Origin of the sequence: Aquipuribacter hungaricus, assembly GCF_037860755.1 — a bacterium.
In the GTDB taxonomy this organism is placed as follows: Bacteria; Actinomycetota; Actinomycetes; order Actinomycetales; family JBBAYJ01; genus Aquipuribacter; species Aquipuribacter hungaricus.
On the sequence record NZ_JBBEOI010000329.1, the window covers coordinates 1 to 3,076 of the forward strand.

The 3,076-nt window shown below is 76.4% G+C and carries 3 protein-coding genes; 2 read left to right on the plus strand and 1 reads right to left on the minus strand.

What is annotated here, in order from left to right; translation table 11 throughout:
- A partial coding sequence (locus WCS02_RS19060) for an alpha/beta hydrolase (protein WP_340295862.1) occupies nt 1-1,116 on the plus strand: 1,116 nt, incomplete at its 5' end.
- Between the two features lie 25 nt (nt 1,117-1,141).
- Here WCS02_RS19060 and WCS02_RS19065 read toward each other — a convergent pair.
- Nucleotides 1,142-2,131, minus strand: coding sequence for an aldo/keto reductase (locus tag WCS02_RS19065; protein ID WP_340295863.1), 990 nt, complete (start codon nt 2,129-2,131; stop codon nt 1,142-1,144).
- Nucleotides 2,132-2,222: 91 nt separating this feature from the next.
- Here WCS02_RS19065 and WCS02_RS19070 point away from each other — a divergent pair, with 91 nt between their 5' ends.
- The gene (locus WCS02_RS19070; RefSeq protein WP_340295864.1) at nt 2,223-2,915 is read left to right on the plus strand and encodes an NADPH-dependent F420 reductase; all 693 of its coding nucleotides are present in this window, start codon (nt 2,223-2,225) and stop codon (nt 2,913-2,915) included.
- The last annotated feature ends 161 nt before the right edge of the window (nt 2,916-3,076 follow it).

Sequence of the window (3,076 nt, forward strand, 5' to 3'; positions counted from 1 at the left end):
GGCCGGCGGCCTCGGCCGCGCCCGGGCACGCCGGTGAGCGCCGACGGCCGCGCCCCCGCGGTCGACGGCCAGGACCTCGCGGTCGACGGCCAGGACCTCGCGGTCGACGGGCAGGCCCCCGCGACCGACAGCTGGGGCCCGGACCTGCTCGGCGACGGCTACGAGCAGCAGGTGCTCGAGCTGGGTGCGGACCCCGACGGCGAGGGCGACGTCGCCGCGGTCCTGGTCCGGCGGGCGGTGCGCGACGGCGAGCGGGTCGCCGGCGCCGTGCTGTACCTCCACGGCTTCTCCGACTACTTCTTCCAGACCGCGATGGCCGACGAGCTAGCCGCGCACGGGCTGGCCGTCTACGGCCTGGACCTGCGGAAGTCCGGGCGTGCCCGGCGGCCGGGGCAGACGGCGCACTACGTGACCTCGTTCGAGCGGTACGACGAGGAGCTCGAGCGGTCCCTGGCGCTCGTGGCCGCCGCGCACCCGGGGCTGCCGGTCGTGGTGCTCGCGCACTCCACCGGCGGGCTCGTGGCGCCGCTGTGGCTGGACCGGCGCCGCCGCCGTGGCGAGGTCGCGCCGGTCGCCGGGCTCGTGCTCAACAGCCCGTGGTTCGACCTGCAGGGCTCGTCGCTCGCCCGCGGACCCGTCACGCAGGCGCTGCGGGTGCTGTCCCGGGTGCGGCCGCTGCGGGCCATGAGCTCGGGCAGCTCGGTGTACGGGCACAGCCTGCACACCAGCGGGACCGGGGAGTGGGACTTCGACACCGCCCTCAAGCCGCTGGACGGGTTCACCGTCACCGTCGGCTGGCTCAACGCCGTCCGTCGCGCCCAGGCACGGCTGCACCGCGGGCTCGACGTGGGGGTCCCGTCGCTCGTGCTGCGGTCGGACCGGACGCACTGGGCGCGCAGCCACTCCGACGACGTCGACCGGGCCGACACCGTGCTCGACGTCCGGCAGATCGCCCGCTGGGCCGGCTGCCTGGGCGGGGAGACCACCGTCGTCCCGGTCGTGGGCGCCCGGCACGACGTGTTCCTGTCGCTGCAGGAGCCCCGCCGGCGGGCCTACGACGTGCTGGCGCGGTGGCTGCGCGACCACAGGCTGGGCGCCGCGGCCGGCCCCTCCTGAGGAGGGCGGCCGCGGGCCCGGCGGCCTACAGCCCGGTCATCCGCTCGGCCGCCTCGCTGTAGCGGGCCCCGACGACGCCGACCCGGTCCGCGGCCTCGCCCAGCTCCCGCAGGTCGTCGGCGTCGAGCCGCACGTCGAGCGCACCGAGGTTCTCCGCGAGCCGGTCCGCCCGCCGCGTCCCCGGGATGGGGACGACGTCGGGTCCCTGGGCGAGCAGCCAGGCCAGCGCGACCTGTCCCGGGGTGGCCCCGTGGCGGGAGCCGACCTGGCGCACCAGGTCGACGAGGGCCTGGTTGGCCTCGAGCGCCTCGCGCCCGAAGCGGGGGATGCCGGCGCGGATGTCGCCCTCGCCGAACGTCGCCGAGGCGTCGAGCGCGCCGGTGAGGAAGCCACGGCCCAGCGGGCTGAACGGCACGAAGCCGATGCCGAGCTCGCGCAGCACGGGCAGCACCTCCGCCTCCTGGTGCCGGGTCCACAGCGAGTGCTCGCTCTGCACGGCGGTCACGGGGTGGACGGCGTGGGCGCGGCGGATGCTCCCGGCGCCCGCCTCGGACATGCCGAAGCAGCGGACCTTGCCCTCGGCGACGAGCTCCCCGACCGCCCCGGCGACGTCCTCGACGGGTACGGCCGGGTCGACGCGGTGCTGGTAGAAGAGGTCGATGACATCGGTCCGCAGCCGGCGCAGCGACGCCTCCGCGACCTCGCGGACGTGCTCGGGCCTGCTGTCGACGCCGACCTGCTTGCCGTGCTCGTCGAAGGCGAAGCCGAACTTGGTGGCGATGACGACCTGGTCGCGGACCGGGGCGAGCGCCTCGCCGAGCAGCTCCTCGTTGGCGTGGGGGCCGTAGGCCTCGGCGGTGTCGAACAGCGTCACCCCGCTGTCGACCGCGGTCCGCAGCAGGGCGAGCGAGGTGGACCGGTCCGCGGCCGGGCCGTAGCCGGAGCTGAGCCCCATGCACCCCAGGCCGAGCGCGGAGACCTCGAGGCCGGTGCTGCCGAGCGTGCGCGTCTGCATGGCACGAGCCTGCACCCGGGCGGGGCGGGCGGGCCAGGCGTGCCCACGGTGCGACCCGGAATGCCTGGCGGCCGGTCCTGTTGACGCCGCCATGACGACATGGGGCTTCATCGGGTCAGGCAACATCGGCGGCACCCTCGCGCGGCTCGCGGTCGACGCGGGGCACGACGTGGTGCTGAGCAACAGCCGCGGACCGGAGACGCTCGCCGACCTGGTCGCCGGGCTCGGGCCGCGCGCCCGGGCCGCGACGCCGGAGGAGGCCGCCGCGGCCGGCGACGTGGTCGTCGTCACCATCCCGCTGCACGCCCGCGACCAGGTCCCCGTCGAGCCGCTCGCGGGCAAGGTCGTGCTCGACACCATGAACTACTACCCCGAGCGCGACGGCCAGGTGCCCGAGCTCGACGAGGAGTCGACGACCACGTCGGAGCTGCTGCAGGCCCGGCTGCCCGGCTCGCACGTGGTCAAGGCGTTCAACAACATCTGGTTCGAGCACCTCGGCGTGCTCGCACGGCCGTCGGGCGCCCCCGACCGGTCGGCGCTCGCCGTCGCCGGGGACGACGCCGGTGCCAAGGCGACCGCCGCCCGGGTCATCGACGAGATCGGCTACGACACCTACGACCTGGGCCCGCTCGCCGAGGGGTGGCGCACCCAGCGCGACACGGCCGGCTACGCGGTGCTCTACGCCTCGGACCCGCAGGACTGGTCGAAGCCGCCGCGCCCGGTCACGGCGGAGGAGATCGCCCAGAAGGTCGCCACGTCGCAGCGCTACCGCGACATGGGCTGAGCCCCGCGCCCGGCGGGGTGGGTCATCATGGCCGCATGCCAGCCGCGCCGCTGCCGCCCGCCGTCCACGACCGGACCGCCGGTGCCGCGGCGGCGCCCCCCGCCGGGCCGGCGCGGGCACTGCCTTGGGTGCTGACGGTCGGCGGGGCGGCCGGCCTGCTC

Coding starts and splice junctions, on each gene's coding strand:
- WCS02_RS19070 (WP_340295864.1), top strand. CDS start 2,223: ATGACGACATGGGGCTTCATCGGGTCAGGCAACATCGGCGGCACCCTC.
- WCS02_RS19065 (WP_340295863.1), bottom strand. CDS start 2,131: ATGCAGACGCGCACGCTCGGCAGCACCGGCCTCGAGGTCTCCGCGCTC.